The sequence below is a fragment of the Flavobacterium sp. W21_SRS_FM6 genome (assembly GCF_052119645.1).
In the GTDB taxonomy this organism is placed as follows: domain Bacteria; phylum Pseudomonadota; class Gammaproteobacteria; order Enterobacterales; family Alteromonadaceae; genus Paraglaciecola.
The window spans coordinates 1-20,929 of sequence record NZ_JBGQOM010000007.1 but is presented as its reverse complement, the minus strand read 5'-3'; the positions used below and the strand labels follow the sequence as shown (position 1 = coordinate 20,929).

10 protein-coding genes and 1 pseudogene are annotated in these 20,929 nt (G+C 44.8%); 4 read left to right on the top strand and 7 right to left on the bottom strand.

Features of this window, described 5'->3' with window-relative positions:
• The first annotated feature begins 162 nt into the window (after positions 1-162).
• The 4 genes from ACEN2L_RS12635 (at position 163) to fusA (ending at position 9,299) form a co-directional block, all read left to right on the top strand.
• On the top strand, positions 163-2,385 hold the full coding sequence (locus ACEN2L_RS12635) for an ATPase, T2SS/T4P/T4SS family (RefSeq protein WP_441744198.1): 2,223 nt from the start codon (positions 163-165) through the stop codon (positions 2,383-2,385).
• A gap of 177 nt (positions 2,386-2,562) precedes the next feature.
• Positions 2,563-5,877 (top strand): amidohydrolase family protein, encoded by a 3,315-nt coding sequence (locus ACEN2L_RS12630; RefSeq protein WP_441744196.1) that lies wholly within the window; start codon positions 2,563-2,565, stop codon positions 5,875-5,877.
• Positions 5,878-6,041: 164 nt separating this feature from the next.
• Entirely contained in the window at positions 6,042-7,058 is a 1,017-nt protein-coding gene (locus tag ACEN2L_RS12625) for a GGDEF domain-containing protein (protein WP_441744194.1), read from the top strand.
• 147 nt (positions 7,059-7,205) lie between these two features.
• Complete coding sequence (gene fusA, locus ACEN2L_RS12620; RefSeq protein WP_441744192.1) at positions 7,206-9,299, top strand: elongation factor G; 2,094 nt, start codon at positions 7,206-7,208, stop codon at positions 9,297-9,299.
• A gap of 162 nt (positions 9,300-9,461) precedes the next feature.
• Here the strand turns inward: fusA and ACEN2L_RS12615 are convergent, their stop codons facing one another.
• From ACEN2L_RS12615 to ACEN2L_RS12585, 7 genes and pseudogenes are all read right to left on the bottom strand, one after another.
• Complete coding sequence (locus tag ACEN2L_RS12615) at positions 9,462-10,292, bottom strand: peptidylprolyl isomerase (RefSeq protein ID WP_441744191.1); 831 nt, start codon at positions 10,290-10,292, stop codon at positions 9,462-9,464.
• A 146-nt stretch (positions 10,293-10,438) separates the two neighbouring features.
• A pseudogene (locus tag ACEN2L_RS12610) lies at positions 10,439-11,322 on the bottom strand (IS982 family transposase).
• Positions 11,323-11,424: 102 nt separating this feature from the next.
• Entirely contained in the window at positions 11,425-12,639 is a 1,215-nt protein-coding gene (locus tag ACEN2L_RS12605; RefSeq protein ID WP_441744189.1) for an HlyD family efflux transporter periplasmic adaptor subunit, read from the bottom strand.
• Positions 12,629-14,782 carry an ATP-binding cassette domain-containing protein gene (locus ACEN2L_RS12600; protein WP_441744187.1) on the bottom strand — a complete coding sequence of 718 codons (2,154 nt, stop codon included), beginning with the start codon at positions 14,780-14,782 and terminating at the stop codon, positions 12,629-12,631. Before ACEN2L_RS12600 ends, ACEN2L_RS12605 begins: the two co-directional genes overlap by 11 nt.
• Positions 14,783-14,800: 18 nt before the next feature.
• Positions 14,801-16,066 (bottom strand): TolC family protein, encoded by a 1,266-nt coding sequence (locus ACEN2L_RS12595; protein ID WP_441744185.1) that lies wholly within the window; start codon positions 16,064-16,066, stop codon positions 14,801-14,803.
• A 2-nt stretch (positions 16,067-16,068) separates the two neighbouring features.
• A complete protein-coding gene (locus tag ACEN2L_RS12590) occupies positions 16,069-18,774 on the bottom strand; it encodes a sulfotransferase (protein WP_441744183.1) in 2,706 nt (901 codons plus the stop codon).
• A 238-nt stretch (positions 18,775-19,012) separates the two neighbouring features.
• On the bottom strand, positions 19,013-20,929 hold a 1,917-nt coding region (locus ACEN2L_RS12585; RefSeq protein ID WP_441744181.1), incomplete at its 5' end, for a beta strand repeat-containing protein.

The following is a 20,929-nucleotide window of genomic DNA, read 5'->3' as shown; positions in this document are numbered from 1 at the left end:
TCTTTAACAGAGCTAAATCATCAAGCCTTCCAGCGTCTTTGATATCTTAGTGTCAAAAGTGTTACTGCCTGATACCTATAGATAGTAAAAGCTATTTGCCTAAGATATTGGCTACGTTATAGTAGATGCTTGAATTAAAAAAGATTAAACATAAAAATAACGATGACTAACCCTGACATTCACGCCGATAAACTGAAACATATTAACCAGCTCCTGGCGGCTCACCCATCGTTGATGGATGCCTATGGCAAGCTTGAGCCTTTCATTCTTGAGTTGTTTAATACTGAACGTATGAGTATTTTTCAACGTCGTCGCCAACATCAAGATTTAGTCGCACGTTTTAAAACAGGTAAAGAATCAAAAGAAATCAAGGTTCCTATTAGCCCCTTGTCTATTGCCGGGTATGTCGCACTGAGTCAAAGCCCACTACTTATTAACGACCCATATAATAAAGAAGAACTTGCCGCTATCCACCAGCGCCTTAAATTCGCTGACCGTTTTGATAAAAACTCCACTTTTAAAACCCGAAATGTCATTTGCGTGCCCATACTTGATTCGGGAGTATTGATGGGTGTTATGCAGATTATCAATAAAAAGGAAGGGGCCTTCGAACAAGCTGATCTCGACCTCGCTAATTTAGTAGCTGAAATAATGGGGAAGAAGTTCCGTTACGAACTAGGTGGTACCAGTAAACCTTTTGATTATTTAGTGCATCGTAAACTCATCACTGAAGACCAATTAAGCAAAATTTGTGAAGCGAGTGGTGATAATCGACAAATTGTTCAACGCTTAACCTCTGAATATCGAATCCCAGACGAAGAATTAGGTAACGCTTTATCCGTGCACTTCCAAGTGCCATTTCTACCTTATTTACCCGACAAATATCATATGTTTCAAAGTGAGAGCCGACTTAACCTCTCGTATCTAAAACGTAACTTTGTCGCTGTATTAGCTGATGTAGCAGAAAATCCAATAGTGTTAATGGCTGAGCCCAATAATGCGGCCCTGCTGATGGAAATAGAAAGTGCATTGGGTATCGATAGCTATGAGATATCAGTCAGTTTACCCAATATTGTATTGCAATATTTAGGTGAGGCCGTCGGTGGTGCAGGCCCGGGCGCTATGGATGAAATTCTCGATGAAATCAGTGGCAGTGCAGACGAGCTAGATGAAAGTACCGATGAAATGTCAGATGATGCGCCCGCAGTGGTGCGTTTGGTAAGCCGTGTTCTACATGATGCAAAACGACTTAATGCTTCTGATATTCACATTGACCCTGAAAAGAACGCCCCCACTCGCGTCAGAATGCGTATAGACGGTGTATGTCGAGATATAACCCAAGTACCTGCCTCGCACCATAGCGCGGTGATTGCGCGTATCAAAATCATGTCCAATTTAAATATTGCCGAAAAACGGGTTCCACAGGATGGTAAATTATCCTTTCGCATGAGTGGTCAACTAATAGAAGTTCGGGTAGCAACCATTCCGACTGTCGCGGGTGAAGGCGTAGTTATGCGTATTCTTGCCTCTGGCGGCGCCCTACCCATCGGCAAAATGAATTTGTCTCCTAATAACTATGCGACCATAGAAACTATGGTTAAGAAACCCCATGGTATTTTGTTAGTGGTGGGCCCCACAGGTTCGGGTAAAACCACCACACTGCACGCCATTCTTGGACACATTAATACGCCTGAGAAAAAAATCTGGACCGCAGAAGATCCAGTAGAAATAACCCAAGCTGGTCTGCAACAAGTACAAGTCAGTCCTAAAATTGGTTTCACCTTTGCTAACGCTTTGCGCGCTTTTTTGCGGGCCGACCCCGACGTAATTCTAATTGGTGAGATGCGGGACAAAGAAACTGCCCATGCGGGTATTGAAGCTTCACTAACCGGTCACTTGGTCTTTTCAACCTTGCACACTAACTCAGCACCAGAAACCATCACCCGTTTATTGGATTTAGGGCTTGACCCGGTTAACTTTTCAGATGCTTGTGTGGGCATTCTGGCTCAGCGTCTCGTGCGTACCATTTGCCCCAATTGTAAAGAGAAATATCCAGCCAGCGAAGTTGATACCGCCTTTATAAAACGCCAGTATGGCGAAGCTTATATTGCAGAATTGAACCTGCCGGAGCAAATCATGCTAACCCGTGGCAAAGGCTGTGATGAGTGTGGCAACACCGGTTATCGTGGACGTACTGGTGTCCATGAGTTATTAGCCATGACCGCCGAATTACGGGCACTGGTGTATAAAGAAGCCTCAGTACATGAAATGAAAGCCCAGGCCATGAAAGACGGCATGCGCACCCTCACCCAAGATGGCATATTAAAAGTGTTGAAAGGTGATACAGATATCGCGCAAGTGCAGATTATTAGTGGTTTATCATAATAGTTAGCGAATATCTGAACACTCTATTTTGAGCGTTTTTTTTACACTTTGCGTACACGCTTTTTTGCATTGATATTAGTAAAGATCCTACATCTTTATTAGACTCTCTAATCAGCTACGCTAAAGCAGTAAAAGTGCGTCAGCCATACTAAAAAATAAAATACGGCAGGAAAATCCATGATTAACATTAATACCACATTATTGGGCATGACCCTTATTTGTGCTTTTGCGGCATGCAGCCACGTTTTTGCTGCCGAAGAAATAAAAGAAAAACCCAAATGGGATGTGCTTAACCCTCCCTTTCCTTTGCAAAGCTTACGCATTGAAACCGAACAAACGACATGGTCAAGCCTCGACATCACTCCAGACGGTAAAACGATGGTGTTTGACATGTTGGGCGATTTATATGAAGTGCCCTTGTCTGGCGGTCAAGCCAAAGCCCTAACGCAAGATTTTGCGTGGAACATTCACCCAGCAGTTAGTCCTGATGGTAAGCACATTGCCTTTATTTCAGACAGAGGCGGTATTTCAAATCTTTGGGTAATGGATAAAGACGGAACAAACCTCAAACAACTCAGTAATGAAAAGAACAATTTAATTCACTCACCTAAGTGGAGCCCTGACGGCGAATACATCGTCGTAACAAAAGGAATCATGTCTTCACGCAGTATTCCTGCAGGTGAGATCTGGCTTTATCATAAAAGTGGAGGTGACGGCTTAGCTTTAAAAGAGCGTGTGAATGGTAAAAAAGACCAAAAGAACATTGCTGATCCCGCATTTTCTGTTGATGGAAAATATGTGTACTTCACTCAAGATATCAGCAGTGGCAGCACATTTAGCTATAACCGAGATCCACTCAAGGGGCTTTTTGCTATTACCCGCTATGAGTTAGCCAACGGTGATGAAGAAACCTATATCAGTGGCACGGGTGGTGCAGTTGTGCCAACACCTTCGCCTGACGGGAAACACATTGCTTTTATTCGACGTGTGCAAGAAAAAACCGTACTGTTCGTTAAAGAAATAAGCACCGGTATTGAGACCCCACTGTACTTCGATCTTGAAAGAGACATGCAAGAAGGGTTCGGGACAGAGGGCTACTTTGCCTATTTCGATTGGACTCCTGACTCGAAAAATATTGTATTTTGGACAGCAGGAAAGTTTCATCGTTTAGATGTGGAAGACGGTTCTGTATATACGATTCCAGTCAAAGTAAACGCAGAGCTACATTATGCAGACGCCTTACGTTTTGATGTTGATGTGGCGCCCGATACATTTAAGGTCAAAATGGCGCGCTGGACCCAACGCTCACAAGACGGCTCCACGTTGTTGTTTCAAGCCTTAGGTAAGCTGTACACCAAAGACATCAAATCTGGCAAAATCAAACGCCTCACCAAACAAAACGAATACGATGAGCTTTACCCTCGCTACTCAAATGACGGAAAAAGCATTGTCTACACCACATGGAATGATCAAAAGCTGGGAACTGTTCGCACAATCAGTGTTTCTGGTCGTAACGACAAAGTAGTCAGTACAACACCAGGTCACTATATAGAGCCGAGTTTCTCTACTGACGATAAAATGATTACTTATCGAAAAGCCACTGGTGGTTATCTACTTAGTCCTAATTATTCAGTTGAACCTGGCGTTTACGTACTTGATTTAAAATCGGGCAAAAATATACGTGTCAGTCAATCAGGTTGGGCACCACACTTTGCCGGAGATAATAGCCGTGTGTATCTGACCACCTCAGTTCCAGGCAGCAGTTATCCAGAAACACAATTAATCAGTGTTGATTTAAATGGGGAAGACAAACGAGAGCATTTATACGGTGCGGATAATGTGTCTGAATATCGTCTGTCTAATGACAAAAAGTGGGTTGCGTTTGTGAACCAATATAATGCTTATGTTGCTCCTTTTGTTGATACAGGTAAGCGAGTAAATATAGGCCCAAAATCTTCGGCTCTACCTGTTAAACAATTATCCAGTCATGCCGGTGAATACTTAACATGGCGGGCAGATAGCCAAGCAGTCAGTTGGTATCATGGTGCAAACTACTACGAGCGCGAGTTAAAAGATGCCTTTGATTTTATTGCGGGTGCACCTGAAACCCTTCCAGAGCCAGTCACTGAAGGTATTAGTGTGTCTTTTGAACAGCCAAGTGATAAGCCTACTGGTTATAAAGCGATTGTGGGTGGCAATATCGTGACCATGCGTAACGCAAACAACGAGCAGGAAGTCATAAAAAATGGCGTTATCCTGATTAAGGATAATCGCATCGAAAAAGTCGGTGGCGCAGATACGGTCAAAATACCTAAGGGTACGCTAATTGTTGACGCCAAAGGCAAAACAGTTGTGCCTGGACTGGTTGACACCCATGCCCATGGCGCGCAGGGCAGCAATGAAATCATACCTCAGCAAAATTGGGCGATGTATTCCAATGTCGCTTTTGGTGTCACCACCATTCACGATCCTTCAAACGACACGACAGAGATATTTTCAGCAGCAGAATTACAAAAAGCTGGAAAAATCGTGGCACCACGAATTTATTCAACAGGTACTATTTTATACGGCGCTGAGGCCTACGCTTACAAAGCCGTCATCAACACCTTAGAAGATGCGCTTTATCACGTGCAACGCCTCAAAGACACTGGCGCTATTTCAGTTAAAAGCTATAACCAACCTGCTCGCTCACAGCGTCAGCAAATTTTAGCTGCGGCGAAAGAGCTCGGTATGATGGTCGTACCTGAAGGGGGTGGTAAATTTCAGCAGAACATCAGTATGTTGGTGGATGGCCATACTGGACTTGAACACTCCCTACCCATCGCAACAGGCTACAGTGACTTAACGTCTTTATGGGCGGCAACTAAATTTGGCTATACCCCCACGTTTGTCGTGTCTTATGGTGGCATGATGGGTGAAGAATACATGTACGATCGCAACGACGTATGGCTTAACCCCCGTTTGTTACGCTATACACCAAGCTTTTTATTAGACGAACGTGCAATCGTAAGGCCCACAGCGCCAGATTCTCAATACAATCATCCAAGAGTGGCGGCCTATGCTAAAACGCTACGAGATAAAGGTGTAAGCGTGCACATTGGTGCGCACGGTCAACGTGAGGGCTTAGCTGCGCACTGGGAACTCCAACTTATGACCCAAGGTGGCTTTACCCCTTGGGAGGCATTGCGCGCAGCAACAATAGATGGCGCAACGCATTTAGGCATGGATAAACACATTGGTAGTATTGAAGAAGGCAAACTAGCCGATTTCTTTATCACCGATGGCAATGTATTGAATGATGTGAGCCGCAGTGAATATGTTGACTACACCGTGTTAAATGGTCGTATTTACGAATCAGCGACCATGAACGAAGTCGGCAGCAAAAATAAACGCCACAGCTTTTTCTTTGAAAACAATCATCAACTTTATATGCCAAAGGAAACAGCGGACGCCATCAAAGCCAAAGCACAGAAACACCACTGGGTACATTAATATTGAGCGTTAGGTAAGGTGCGCTAAGCGCCTTACCTAACTAATCTAAACCTCTGCCTCCGCTCTACTTTGCAACTAACATGGAGTAAAGGTTTAATGCTCTGTGTTTCAAGGCTAGACTACGCTTAATTTCATGTGTTTTCATTTAAGTGGGCACTCATCCAATGTCTGACAAAAATTTTGAAATGTCTTTTAGTAATTTAAAGCAAACGATTCCTTTGCTGATTAAACATAAAGTAGCCGCTTTGCCAATAAATTATGCGCTGTGGTACACCTATGTGTCGAATGAAGTACCTGAACTTAATCTTGCCTTAGAAGGGGTTATAAAGCAGGAGCGACCAATTACTGAAGCAAAAACCAAAGAACTATATCGTCAGTATTTGTCAGAGAGCCAAGAGGTGACGGCGTGGGAACTACGACAAAGCATGGAAGCGATGTTAATAGAGCTAACTCAGTCAATCACTGATACTCGCAGTGAAACAAACGGCTTTAAAATTACCATGGACAACTGTGTTGACAATCTGACTAAAGTTGAAAAAGAGGGTTTATCCATCGAAGAAGTGATGGCCTTGGTGCGCAACTTAGTCAAAGAAACCCAAAATATTCGGCGCAGCACCATGAGTTTTAATTCTGCTTTAGCAGAGGCACAAACTGAAATATCAGCCTTGCGCTCGCAGCTTGAAAAAAGCCAACAAGAAGCCTTGTATGATGCCCTAACTGGCCTGAGCAACAGACGCTATTTTGATGAAGAATTAGCCAGTCATGCAGTGCATCCAAATTTGTTTTTAATTATCGTTGATCTAGACCATTTCAAAAAAATCAATGACAACTATGGGCATGTTATGGGCGATTTAGTGCTCAAGGCCGCAGCCAAAAAAATACAGGCCTGCTGTCGAGACAGTGCCCAAGCTTTTCGCTTCGGCGGTGAAGAGTTTGCCATCATTGTACCTAACTCAACCTTTGCTAAAACCCGAAGTTTGGCTGAAACCATGCGCCGTTCTATGGAAAAAATCGCAGTAAAAGACAAAAGAACAGGTGAAGTACTCGGCGACATAACGGCTTCATTTGGTATTGCTGAATTAAGAAAAGGAATGAATCCTTTGGTGTTAGTTGAGAGTGCAGATAAACAGCTCTATGAAGCCAAACGTCTTGGACGTAATCGAGTGATGCCTATCATGTAAGCAAATTCAGCCCGTTTTACCTAAAAATAATCAAAATTTTAGACCCATGCTGGCAATATATTGATATTTCTGCAAAAAGAAATCAGCAAGCTGCAAAAATATCTTGTATAATCCCGCGCAATTTTTACTCAGACCGAAGTTGAAACAATGACAGACTTATCCTTATACAGAAACATCGGTATTTTCGCCCACGTTGACGCGGGTAAAACTACCACTACAGAACGTATCCTAAAACTTACCGGTAAAATCCATAAGACCGGTGAAGTACATGACGGTGAATCTACCACTGACTTCATGGAACAAGAAGCTGAGCGCGGTATTACTATCCAGTCAGCAGCAGTAAGCTGTTTCTGGAAAGGTCACCGTTTTAACGTTATCGATACTCCTGGGCACGTTGACTTCACCGTTGAAGTTTACCGTTCACTTAAAGTACTTGATGGCGGTATCGGCGTATTCTGTGGTTCAGGCGGTGTAGAACCCCAATCAGAAACTAACTGGCGTTATGCGAACGATTCTAAGGTTTCACGTGTTATTTTCGTGAACAAATTAGATCGTATGGGCGCTGATTTTTACCGTGTTGTTGGCCAAATCAAAAAAGTATTGGCTGCTAACCCGCTAGTTATGACGCTTCCAATCGGTATCGAAGACGAGTTTTGTGGTGTTGTTGACGTGCTAGAACGTAAAGCCTACATCTGGGACGACACTGGTTTACCAGAAAATTACAAAATTGAAGATGTTCCTGCTGACATGGTTGATAAAGTTGAACAATACCGTGAGCAATTGGTAGAAACAGCTGTTGAGCAAGACGACGATCTAATGATGGCTTATATGGATGGTGAAGAGCCTTCTATCGAAGACCTTAAGCGTTGTATCCGTAAAGGAACGAGAGACCTTGCTTTCTTCCCAACTTTCTGTGGTTCAGCCTTTAAAAACAAAGGCGTTCAAAACGTACTTGACGCTGTTGTTGATTATTTACCTGCGCCAAACGAAGTTAATCCTCAGCCATTAACTGACGAAGAAGGTAACCCAATTGGAAAATTCGCTAAGGTTGATGCGGCTGAACCTTTCCGCGCACTAGCGTTTAAAATCATGGATGACCGTTTCGGTGCCCTCACTTTCGTTCGCGTATACTCAGGTGTATTGAACAAAGGTGATAGCATCCTAAACTCTTTCACTGGTAAGACTGAGCGTATCGGCCGTATGGTTGAGATGCAAGCAAATGAGCGTCTTGAAATCAGCTCTGCAACTGCCGGTGACATCATCGCTATCGTGGGCATGAAAAACGTGCAAACTGGTCACACTCTTTGTGATCCTAAGCACCCATGTACACTTGAAGCCATGGTATTCCCAGAGCCAGTAATCTCAATTGCTGTTGCACCTAAAGATAAAGGTGGTTCTGAGAAAATGGGTATCGCAATCGGTAAAATGGTTGCTGAAGATCCTACTTTCCGTGTTGAAACCGACATTGACTCTGGTGAAACCATCCTTAAAGGTATGGGTGAATTACACTTAGACATCAAAGTAGACATTCTTAAGCGTACTTACGGTGTTGACTTAATCGTTGGTGAACCGCAAGTTGCTTACCGTGAAACCATCACCAAAGAAGTTGAAGATTCTTATACCCATAAGAAACAATCTGGTGGTTCTGGTCAATACGGTAAAATCGACTATAAAATTCGTCCTGGTGAAGCTAATTCTGGTTTCGCATTTAAGTCTTCTGTTGTGGGCGGTAACGTTCCTAAAGAATTCTTCCCTGCCATTGAAAAAGGCTTCAAGGGCATGATGAATTCAGGCACCTTAGCTGGCTTCCCCGTATTAGACGTAGAAGTAGAATTAACTGACGGTGGTTTCCACGCAGTTGACTCATCAGCCATCGCGTTTGAAATTGCGGCTAAAGGTGCATTCCGTCAGTCGATTCCAAAAGCGGGTCCTCAATTGATTGAACCTATCATGAAAGTTGACGTGTTCTCTCCTGATGATCACGTTGGTGACGTAATCGGTGACTTAAACCGTCGTCGCGGTATGATCAAAGACCAAGAAGCTGGCGTAACAGGAGTTCGTATTAAAGCCGACGTACCACTAGCAGAAATGTTTGGTTATATCGGTACACTACGTACGATGACTTCAGGCCGTGGTCAGTTCTCTATGGAGTTCTCACACTACATGCCTTGTCCAAATAACGTTTCTGAGAAAGTTATTGCCGACACTAAAGCGCGTAAAGCAGCTGAAGCTAAAAAGTAATCACTTAGTGATTACATAAGTGTTATCAAGAGCCCTGCCATTGTGCGGGGCTTTTTTATATCTAAAATAAATCTCCGTACAATTATATTCCTCTTCGCAGGCATAAAAAAAGATGGAACAAGTCCATCTTTCTAATAACGCTATAAAGCATAAGCCAGATGATTAAACCCGACGTACTCTGCGACCCAGTAATAGTAGTACTATCAGCGATAACCATCCAAGCGCGCCACCACCGCCTGAATTTGAATCACCACCATTAGAACTGTTAATCAAGGTATTATTAGCCGGCACGATTTCAGGGTGAGTCGAAACCGCAGGATCAATAACTACCACATCAGAAATCAGCACTAAGTTGTCTGCTGTTATATCACCAGATACATAATTTCTAAGTGGTAAACTAGCAAAAGCGGCACTATTCAAAACTGTGCTTGCATCAAATACCTTAACTTTAGCAATAGCTTCGATCACCTCCATTCCCACCCCATCATCGATTACCTGGCCAAAAACCGAAAAACCACCATTTTGAGTGTCTAATCTGCCGCTACCTGCACTGTTATCTTTTAGATTAAAAAACCATTGAGAAGTGGCACTATTCACGTTGCCAATTTGTTTGGCCATGGCAATGGTGCCGCGCACATTTGACAACTTAGGCTCATTAACTATTTTTGTACAAGAATCATTTGGGCATAAAGGTTCTAAGATTTCAACTTCATCATATTTAAATCCACCGGCCTGAATCACAAAACCCGGCTCCACACGATGGACTACATTGTTAATGTATTCTCCATTCCTCACATAAGTTAAAAAATTATCGACTGTTTCAGGGGTAGTTTCATCGAATAAATTGACTTTAATCGGACCCAAAGATGTCCGTATTTCAACCACAGTCGCTTGGCTAAGTTGGCTTATCGAAGACAACATTAAGCCAAACATAACCGCTTTTGGTGTTCGTTTCAGTTTTGGTAAAAATCCTTTCATATGAATATTTTTCAAGTTATTTCTGCCATCTTAATTAATTCTTCGCGCAGCTTAATTTAAGTTTATGCACATGAAAAGCAGTGACTTGTATCAATTTGCAATCACGGCATGCCATTTGGTAGCTAAGGTACTTGGTTATGCTTAATTAACCCCAGATCGGTTTAAGTAATAATCATAGAATTGCGTTCTACGTCAGTTAAATTAAGGGATGGCTTATTTTCTTTTAGGCAATAGGCCACCAATCCAGCGATTAAATTCAGCATAAAGCCATTCATACTACGGTGTCTTGAATGTTCGATAAAAGAAATGTTCTTTAATTGGTCATTAATCGTTCGATAATGAAACGCTTTGACAGCATGGCTCGGTCCCATAATGACATTGCTTTCGCCTTCATATTTTTACGTACCGTCGTGATGAGCGTCACTCCTTGTTCAAACAACTCTTCTTCAAGGGATGTGCTTAAATATCCCTTATCACCATAGAGCTTGTCGGTGAGTCCTTGGGCGAGTAAAGCAACCGGCTTGGTATCATGAACGTTTCCTGTGGTGACCTATGCCGCCACAATTTCGCCTTGGTAGTTGACAATTAAATGCAGTTTGAATCCATAAAACCAGCCCATAGTCCCTTTGCCTCTTTGCGCTATACCATCGAAGGTTTTATGTCGAGGAATTCGGATGTTGTGACAGACTTTTAATGCAGTGGAGTCAATAAATTCAATGCCTGTAGGCTTGCCTTTCAATGATGAGAAGTAAGCACACATCGGTCCAATGACGCCTGGCATGACTTCCAAAAAGCGCGTATAGCTGAGTAAATTGGGGAAATCATTCTTATAAAAGTGAGAGACATAACCAAGATAATAATTCTTAAAATCTCGATGATGGGACATGTGAAAACCGATAATAACCGTCATCACTTCGCTGACGGTCATACGACTTTCACGACGTCTCTGACGACTGCCATCTTCAATAAGTTGCTTCTGCCATTGTGGAATAAATACTTTGCAAAAATCATCGACATCACAAAATAATTCAACTAATTTCTTCATGCCTGTTCCTTGTTTGATTGGTCTCTCTTGGTCGAAAGATCCGATCTTGGAACAGGCATTTAGTTCAATTCCTTAAACCGAGTTCAGGTTAATTAACTTCTATCAGCGCTCACCAAAGGCTTCACTTAAGGTTTTACGAATTGGTTTGAGCAAGAAGTCCATCAGGCTACGTTGACTGGTTTTAATTGCCACCTCTGCTGTCATACCGGGTAACATTTCGACATCTTTGCCAATGGTGGTCACCACCGGATGCTGTAAGGGTACGATATGGACGCGGTAGTAGATTTCATCGCCTTGGGCTGACTCTTCTTTTAGGGTGTCGCCACTGACATAAATGACCTTGGCTTCAATGCCACCATAAACGGTGTAGTCATAGGGATCTAAGCGAATAAAAGCGCTTAAACCTTGACGCACTCTACCAATGTCGGCAGGGCTTATTTTGGCCTCAACAATTAATTCGTCATCGATGGGAATGATCTGCATGATTTCCTCCCCGGCCCGCAATACCCCACCTACCGTGGTAACCCGCACATTTTTAATCAGGCCGGGTACTTTAGCGATAAAAACACTGTCTTGTAGCTCTTGTTTTTTGCGGGTCAGAACTTGCTCATTTTGACCCATTTCGTCTTCCACTTTAGTCAGTTCAAAACTGGCATCTTCTAAAAACTTATTTTTACGATTGATTAATTTAGCCTCAGTGGCATTGAGGGCTTCTTTGGCCTTGAGTACTTCAGAGCTATTAACATCGCCCGAGGCCAGCAGATTTTGCACGATATCTTGTTCTTGTTGCGCCAAGGAGACCGACACTTTTAAGGTGCGTAACTCTTCGGCTAAACCGGTGCGACGTTGCTCAAACAGGGCTTGTTCCACTTCGGCGATATCGGGGTAACGTTGTACGATCTCGTCTGGAAAGGCTAACTTATCAGCGCCGATGATTTCTGCCCGCAAACGTATGGCCTTTATTTTTAAGGCAAATAAACGTGATTCGGTTTCGCCTACGGCAGCACCTACGCGGGTTTGATCCAAGGTGGCTAATACTTGGCCGGGTTCTACTCTGTCACCTTCACGTACATTGAGTTCGGCTAATACGCCACCATCCACGGCTTGGATAACTTGCACACGACTGCTGGCTATCACTTCGCCCCTGGCTCTGGCTACTTCATCAATTTGAAATTGCAGGGCCCACACAATAAAAACCATAATGGCCATGGCAATGGGCCACACGATTAAATTAATCGTGCGTCTATGATAATCGAGTAAGGGATTAGCCTGTTGCTGATTGTTGTCTTCGTTTCGAGAAAACTGCTTAGATAACATTCAAGCCTCCTTTGCCATGAGCTTGGCTTGCTGTGGGCAGAGGGCGATTATTGCCTTGCTGACGTAGATTTGTCATAACGTGTTCGGGTTTGCCATCTTGCACCACTTCGCCGTGTTGCATCACAATCACGCGGTTTGCTAGGCTCAAAGCTTGTACTGGGCGATGGGTTGATACCACCAAGATATCATCGGGTTTGATGCGCTCTTTTATCACTTGCCACGCTTTTTGCTCAGTGTCGTTATCCAAAGAGGCAGTGGGCTCGTCCAATAACCAAATACGGGGTTGGGCGGCAATAGTACGGGTTAAGGCCACAAGTTGACGTTGGCCTCCCGATAAACCTTCTCCTCCTTCTGCTAAGGGGCAGTCCATGCCCATAGGATGATGGCGTGCAATCTCATCTACCCCTAAGGCGCTGGCCACGTCCATGACATGGTTATCACTGACCGTGCCTGATAAGGATAGGTTTTCTTTTAAGGTGCCTTTAAATAAATGAACCTGCTGAGGCAAATAACTCACTTGGGCAGCAATGATGTGAGGATCGATTTCCCACAAATCTAAATTATCCACTTTAACGCTGCCTTCGGCGGGGCGGTACAAACCAGCTAGTACCTTGAGCAAGGTTGACTTACCACAGCCTACCGGGCCAACCAGTAATACTCTATCACCTGATGAAAAAGTTAAATCAGGAATGGCTAATTGGTGAACGGGCGAGTCGGCATAAAAAAAACGTAATTTGTGTAATTGCACTTGGCTAATGTCATTTTGGGTGAACAACAGTTTTTGTTCTGGACGACGTTCTTGTTCGCTGGCCAATAACTGATCTACCAAGGCAATAGACTGGGCCACCGACTGCCAACTCATTAAATACTGAGTGCTTTTGGCCACAGGGGCAATCACGCGGCCACCTAAAATAGTACAAGCAATCAACCCACCAACCGTGAGATTGCCTGCGTCTATTTCCATTACACCAACCACAATGGCGCTAATGTAGGCCAAGCTCGATAAGGTGGCGGTAAGGGAGCTACCTAAATGGCTAATGGATTTTTGCCTAACATGGTAGTTAGCAATAGAGCCGGTGATGGTTTTCCATTGGCTGGCAAAGCGCCATGAGGCATTAGTGGTGCGAATGGTTTCTGCTCCACGAATGGTATCAATTAACAAACCCTGTCTTTCGTTAGAGCGGATGATTTGATGTTTAATTAATTGTTTTAAGCCCAATTGAATAAAAAAGCCTAATACCAAGGCAATGATTAATAACGCCGTATAAACCCACGCGATATGACCGCCAATTAAGGCAATAACCGCAATAAAAAACACCGCAAAGGGTAAATCAACTAAACCAAATACTATGCCTGAGGTAAAAAATTGGCGTACCGACTCCAAGCCATTCACTTGGGCGTTGACTACCCCTAAGCTGGCAGCCTTGTTATCAAGGCGCAGCGATAATAAATGCTCATACACATGTTGGCTTAACTCACGGTCAACATTGGCGGCCAAACTATCAATGATTTTGGCGCGAATGTTTTTTAGCACCCAGTCTAATGCCGCCACGATTAACATGCCGAAAACTAAAGTGGTCAAGGTTGCCCAAGCCAGAGTAGGCACTACGCGGTCGTACACCTGCATGGCAAATAACGAAGTGAAAATGGCTAAAAAGTTCACAATCACGGTGGCAATAATGACATTGCTCAGCCACGCCTTGTGACGAAATAAGGCAGTTAAAATTAATTTTTTAGCGTTTACTTTTAAATCGCTAGTGTCTACTTGTTGGTTTTGCGGAGCACGGATCCACAAAATGAGGGCTTCTTCAGCCTGAGTGTCGGCTAATACCCGTTGCTCTTGTTCATTATCAAGGATCACTTCACCGGGCTCACCGTTAGTGACTTGCCACCATTGTTCATCAAAAAACATCAGGGCGGGCAGTAAACGCCGATCAAAGCGGCGCCACACTAAGATATTGGCCCGAAAACCCTGCAAACTAAGTTGCTGAAATAACAAATTGAGCGCAGAAAGGGGACTGTCAAATTGCTGTTGATTAATTTGTGCATAGGCTTGTTTAAAGGCACCTTCCGCGCATTTAGCGCCAGCGTCGCGCAAGCGCTTGAATAATAGTTCGTCTGGAATGGGGGAGATCGGGTTCATTAATTAACTACTTTAGTTTTAGTCTGGGTAGCGCGCAGGGGCGTGGCTAGCAGGATAGATGTCTAACATACCGATCAGGGCGGCTAATTTCAATTGAATGATTAACAGCTCGCTTTCGGCTTGGGCTTGGGCCAAAAATTGCTCGGTCATTTCTCGTTGAATGTTGAGTATATCCATCCACGCCTTACGCCCGCTGCGATATTGGCGTTGATAGGAGGCTAAGGTTTCAGTGAGTTCGACAATGGCAGATTGATAACTTTCACTGAGGGTTTGCTGAATTTTTTGATTAGATAAATAGGTATTCACTTGATTTTCTAACTCAAAACGCGTCACTTGCACATCTCGTTGGGCCGCATGCAATTGTGCTGTAGACGCTTGCTCTTGGCGGCGGGTAATCAAACCTAAACCGTCCAAGCCGCCTTCTACCATTAAGCTGACTCGCGTGTCATCGGCGTAAATGGAGGTATCGCTGTAATCGTGTTCGAGCTTAATAAACAAGGTGGGCATATAGTTAGCACGTTTACGTTTTACGTCTTTTTGCGCTAAGGCCACTAAACTTTCTTTGTATTTGATGTCGGCACTATTGTCGATAATGGTGGCTAATATGCGCGGTGTTTCGGGCAAGGCAATAAACTGCTGATCCATAGGCTCAATGTCGTTAATGGGCAACTGGGTGAGGGTTTGTAATTTTAACATGGCCTCGCGAAAATCCCCTTCTAAACGTATGGCCTGTGCCTTGGCTTGAGTTAAACGTGAGTTGGCTAAACGACTATCGGCTTCTGAGGCGAGTTGACCTTTTTCTCGGCGCTGCACTTGCGCCAGCAAATCTTCATGTTGAGCAATATTGTTGCGGGTAATCGTCAGTTGTTTGCCTACGCCTAATACTCGGGCATAAGCGCTGGCGGTATCGCCCATTAATTGGCGCAGTAAACGCACTCTATCGGCATACTCTACCGTGACATCCGTTTTGGCATAGTTAATCGCACTATCGATGCGGCCAAAGGCCCAAATAGGTTGTTTGGCCACAAAAGTGCCTTGATCGTTATCGGCATTATCATAACCATAAGATACGCTCAGCGAGGGATAACGCTGGGCTTCGGCACTTTCTAATAAGTATTTTTTTGCTTCAATTTGCGCAGCTTTCCCCATTAGCGCTGGATGGCGAGAGTAGGTGGCCAGCAAGGCCTGTTTTAAATCCACCTTGGTGCTTAACGCTTGTTGCGCCTGGCTAAAAAACGACATTAACACCGCGCTGCTAAGCGCTAAGTATTGATAAAAAGTCATGCCTATTCCTGTTTGCTGACAAAGGCTGAGGACGTTAACAAGGCCAAAGGCTCTGCTGTTTCGTCAAAGTCGTGTTCGTGAGTCATTGTATTGGTTTTGGTTTGTGCTTTTGCTTGAAGATCGGCGGCTTTGTGATCTTCCCCCATGAGCTTATAAGCCTCAATGAGTTTGTCACGCCATTCTTGTTGCCACGGGCAGCGTTGTAGGGCGTGTTCAAAGAGCGGGATACTATCTGCTACATAACCTTTTGAGCAATAGACTAAGGCTAACATATAGTGAGCCGCGCCATGCTGAGGATTGTGGTGCAACACCTTTTTAAAGTTAAGCTCTGCCCCGTCGAGATCTTTTTGCCGATATAAATCTACCCCAAGGCTGAACAAACCCGGTTCAGGTAGGCTGAGCATGTCATTGATGGGATCAGGGCGTATCGCTTTGTTTGTGCCTTGAGTTAAGGGCGCTAAATGTTGTTGGTAGCGTTTCCATTTGGCCGTTGACGTCGTATAAATGGCTTGGCGAACCTGCCACACACTGGCGGTTTTTACCGGCCGTTTGTGCTCATTAAAAGCCACGACTTGCGGCTCCCATTCCACGCCAATATAAGCCAGCATTTTACGGGCAGAGCCCTCTAAATCGTTAACCACATCTTCATAATTGATTTCTAAAATTTCACCGGGGAAGACTTGGCCCCAGTGGTGCATCAGCATATTGTGATCGGCCAATTGTTCACCTATCCAGCTCATATCATAGGCAAAGCCCATACCACCATGTTTAGCTTGATAGTCAGTAAAATAATTGGATAGGGCGATGTCACGGGGATCACGGCGCACTGAAATGATTTTTGCCTGTGGCAACAAAAACTTAATTAAACCAATATTTTCAAAGTTATGGGGTAGTTTATCCACAACATGTTTGGCCTGAGGTTTGTCATCAGCCGCCAACTCTTGCAGCTCAGCAATGATACCATTGGCTATGCCTGCACTCACATAGGGGCTAAGATCGTCTACACAGTCTGGATAACGGCGACCTGAGCCAACATGTCGCTCCCAGCGATTTAAACCTTGAATACGGCTAGGAATAATCCCCAGTTCACCGGCCCCAAAAATCTCGCTGTGGCCCGCCAATATTTGCTCGACTAAGGTGGTACCTGAACGGGGCATGCCAAGTACATACACGGGTAAAGTGGAGTCAATGCCGCAATCTGGCCGATGTTCATAGAGTGAGCGACTAAAAGCATAACGGATGCGAGCACAACTATTACGATGGGCCAGTGGGTCGTATTTTAATAAACCTTTGTTGGCATTATTGGCCTCAACCGCTAAAGCAAAAGCCTGATCGTAATCTTTACGTTTTTCTCTGCTTGCGGCCAATTGTAATAATAAACCGGCACGGACACTACCTTCCAAACTGGGTTGGCGGGCGGCTTGTTCGATACGTTGAAGGCTGGCCTCGTCATCGGGAAAATGCCGCGCGTTGATCAAGGAGGCATAGCCCTTGGCGGGATCTATTTGTTTGATGCGCTCAAACAAGGCAACTGCCTCATCAATATTGCCCCTTTGCATCTGTTGCTGGCCGAGACCTTGCAGTGCCGGCACAAAATACGGATTATCGTTCAGCAAGTCAGTAAATAACTGCTCCGCAAGCTCAAAGTGTTGCTCGTGGCTTTCAACTTGAGCCAAGGCATTTTGCCCTTGCTGGCGTAATTGGCGGATCATTATTTCAGAGCAGTGTTCGCTCACTTCTAAGGCCTTGCTTAATTCAATGGCCTTTTCTGCGGCAAGTCGGGCTTGCTGAGGCGCGTGTTGCAAGCTAGTGCTGGACAAGCGCACCCACAAGCCTGCTTCGGGTTTATTCTGCTCTTTGGCTAAACGGATGGCACGGCGTAATAATTGTATCGTTTGTTGTGTGCGGCCTTGCATCTGTGCCAGTTCGGCCAGTTGTGACAATAAGCCAAGATTATTGGCATAGTGTTTAAGGGCCGTCCGCAAGGCTTCATCTGCCGCGCTGTGTTTATCGTGGCCAGCCAATAAACTGGCGTAACTTACCACTAGGTTTGCCCACTCGTCTTCGCTTAAATTGTGGCGGCGAGTCTCTAACCATTGCTCAGCATCCACTAATTGCTCTTGTGCCACCCACAATTCTAATTGCAAACTTCTGAACTGGGCGGTGAATTGTTTGACGACCAGCTCGGGTAGTTGCTGATGTAGGGCTTCTAATTGGCCAATGGCGCTGTGCAAGGCCTGCTGAGCTGAGTCATAGTCCTGTAATTCTAAATACAAGCGGCACAAGGGGCTCCACACTGGCAAACGTTGCGGAGCCAGTTGCGCTGCTTGTTGATAGAGGTGCCGCGCTTCATCCAGCCGGCCTTGGGCCATACGACACCAAGCCAAACGGGCTATCAATAGTGGGTGCAAAGGCGCTTGCGGATAGTCTGCTTCAAGTAGATTTAAAGCGTGTTCAAGCTGGTGTAATAAACAATACACCGCCGCTAAATCGATACGAGCCTCTAAGTCAAGTAGGTCAAATTGAGCCTTAACTTGTATTACAATATCTAAGGCTTTGGCACGCTCACCTAGGTGGGCATGAGCTAAGGCGAGTAGGGGCTGGGCGTTTAAATCATGGGTTTCTAATACATAGTTTAAGGCTTGATTTTTTAATTCATCAAACTGCTGTAAATCCACCAAACGACGTAAACTTTTTTTAAATGGCAAAACCTTGTTCTCCTACTAGTGTGCTTGCAGCGCTGGTTTGTAAGGGATAATGAAATGGCAATTCAAGGCCATCAACACTACCCACTTATCGCGTTTAAATCCAAGAGCTCTAGCGCTTAACCGCTTGTTCTTTTGACGTAAATAGAAGCAGCACTAGATATTCGATTAATCATAGCCTTGTATAGGTTGGCAGCTTGAGCGATCTGGCCCAAGACTGCCGACAAAGTAAGGTATGAGCCTAAACCGGGTTTAAACCTTGTGAGGTTAATACACCAGTGGGCATATCAGTCAGGTAAACTTGGTTAAAAGTGTTGTTAGCATTGGGGTTTACAGCGTAACTGCCGTTCCATAAATCGGCAAATTGTCTTGAATTGTTATAAGCTCGAACGAGAACTCCAGAGCCGAGTATTGAAGCTGCCCAAAAACCTGAAGACCACACACTATAATTGCTAAAAGATGAAGACGTATAAAATGTATTTATATTATTATTAAAGTACCCTATTACTGGGCTGCCGTTGCCGACCAATACAATCACGTCATCCTGCCCTAAATTATTTGCGCTCTGCCACTTTTCTGCCGAATTAAGAGATATTGATGCAGAGTTACTGTCTACCCGCAGGTAAATGGTATAGGTGGTATTAGCATCAAAGGTGCGGCTAGAATGAGCAGATGAATGGCCACTGATTGCATCGAACACTACGGTAGATGTATCACCGGCAAAATTATCTACCGTTACCGTCTGTGCCGAAGCTGACGATAAGTTACCCGCTGTGTCAGTGGTATAAACCTTATAACTACCATCAACTAGACCAGTTGCATCAAGGTTAGTAGCCGTATTGGCTGCAGTAATGGCAACGCTGTTCCATTGGTTATCAGCACTACTAGTAATATCGCTCAATGATGTTACCGAAACATTGCTGGACACTAAATACGCCGTGCCAATCTCGCTACTTTGTACACTAGCGTTTTCTGCGCTGCTGATCGTAACGGCAGTTGCGGCAGCTGTTGGTGCGGTCGTATCTGTGGTGATAGTTGCTGCATTGCTGGCGGCAGCAGAGGTATTACCGGCGGTATCGGTTTGTGTAACTTGAACATCACCAATGCTATAAGCGGTATTTGTACTCAACTCAAAGCTGGTGCCTGTTCCTGTTGTCCAAGTACTGCCGCTATTTAGCGAGTATTGCCAACTGGCCACATCAGCCGCCAAGCTTACGTTCACGGTTGCATCAGTAGTGATGCCATCAGAATTTGAACTGCCTGTGTCAGTGGCCAAAGCCAAGCTTGGCGCAGCAAGAGGAGTGGTATCGGTAGTAATTGCAGCCGCATTACTTGTTGCAGATGAGGCATTACCTGCCACATCAGTTTGTTTAACTTGAATATCGGCTATGGCATAGGCGGTATCAGCGGCTAACTCGAAGCTAGTGCCAGAGCCTGTTGTCCAAGTACTCCCGCCGTTGAGTGAATACTGCCAACTGGCTACATCGGCTGCCAACGTCACATTCACGGTTGCATCAGTGGTGATGCCATCAGAATTTGAACTGCCCGTATCAGTAGCCAACGCTAAACTTGGCGCAGCAAGGGTGGTATCGGTGGTAATAGCGGCTGAATTGCTGGCAGCAGATGAGGTATTACCTGCAGTATCGGTTTGTTTAACTTGAATATCGCCGATGGTATAAGCGGTATTGGCGGCTAACTCGAAGCTAGTGCCAGAGCCTGCTGTCCACGTACTGCCGCCGTTGAGTGAATATTGCCAACTCGCCACATCGGCTGCCAACGTCACATTCACGGTTGCATCAGTGGTGATGCCATCAGAATTTGAACTGCCCGTATCAGTAGCCAAGGCTAAGCTTGGCGCAGCTAGGGTGGTATCGGTAGTAATTGCAGCCGCATTACTTGTTGCAGATGAGGCATTACCTGCCACATCAGTTTGTTTTACTTGAATATCGGCTATGGCATAGGCGGTATCAGCGGCTAACTCAAAGCTGGTGCCTGAGCCTGTTGTCCACGTACTGCCACCATTAAGCGAATACTGCCAGCTCGCCACATCGGCGGCCAACGTCACATTCACGGTTGCATCAGTGGTGATACCATCAGAATTTGAACTGCCCGTATCAGTAGCCAGAGCTAAGCTTGGCGCAGCAAGGGTGGTATCGGT

Excerpts from the sequence above, each read along its gene's own strand:
- ACEN2L_RS12635 (WP_441744198.1), top strand. The coding sequence starts at position 163 with ATGACTAACCCTGACATTCACGCCGATAAACTGAAACATATTAACCAG.
- ACEN2L_RS12630 (WP_441744196.1), top strand. The coding sequence starts at position 2,563 with ATGATTAACATTAATACCACATTATTGGGCATGACCCTTATTTGTGCT.
- ACEN2L_RS12625 (WP_441744194.1), top strand. The coding sequence starts at position 6,042 with ATGTCTGACAAAAATTTTGAAATGTCTTTTAGTAATTTAAAGCAAACG.
- fusA (WP_441744192.1), top strand. The coding sequence starts at position 7,206 with ATGACAGACTTATCCTTATACAGAAACATCGGTATTTTCGCCCACGTT.
- ACEN2L_RS12605 (WP_441744189.1), bottom strand. The coding sequence starts at position 12,639 with ATGTTATCTAAGCAGTTTTCTCGAAACGAAGACAACAATCAGCAACAG.
- ACEN2L_RS12600 (WP_441744187.1), bottom strand. The coding sequence starts at position 14,782 with ATGAACCCGATCTCCCCCATTCCAGACGAACTATTATTCAAGCGCTTG.
- ACEN2L_RS12595 (WP_441744185.1), bottom strand. The coding sequence starts at position 16,066 with ATGACTTTTTATCAATACTTAGCGCTTAGCAGCGCGGTGTTAATGTCG.